The sequence below is a fragment of the Halorubrum sp. Atlit-26R genome, from assembly GCF_003666015.1.
GTDB lineage: Archaea > Halobacteriota > Halobacteria > Halobacteriales > Haloferacaceae > Halorubrum.
Genome location: NZ_QPLT01000548.1, coordinates 1 through 438 on the forward strand (window position 1 = coordinate 1; position 438 = coordinate 438).

Sequence of the window (438 nt, forward strand, 5' to 3'; positions counted from 1 at the left end):
GGCGCAGGGAAAAGCCACGTTACGCTGCAGAGCAGCACGGCGGCGTCAGGCGTGACGTTAAAAGACTTTTCGCTGACGCAGGGCAGCATCGACGATGTGCTTTCAGGTCTGCGGATCGCTCAGGGGGCCGGCGGCGGGAAGCTGGCGGATTATGGCGTCAGCGATGCGCAAGGCGTGGAGGCGAGAATCGGCGCCCTGACGGCCGAACAGGGCAGCAGCGCCAGCCAGCTGTTGGCCGCGTTGCTTGATCTCGGTCAGCCTGGAGCATTGAGCGCCAAGGTCGGGGTCAGCAGCGTTCTCGGCGAGCAAAACAGCAGCTACCTCATTGTCGATAACAATGATGACCACCGTCTGGATGCCGCGGACAGCGTCATCCTGCTCTTGGGGCAGGACCATCAAAGTTTGCTCAATGAACTGCGCTATGTGCCGGAAATCATG

General features: G+C 61.2%; 1 protein-coding gene. It reads left to right on the forward strand.

Translation table 11 applies throughout. The features are described 5' to 3' along the window. Positions 1 to 51 precede the first annotated feature (51 nt). On the forward strand, positions 52 to 438 hold a 387-nt coding region (locus DVK07_RS21885; RefSeq protein ID WP_233565664.1), incomplete at its 3' end, for a hypothetical protein.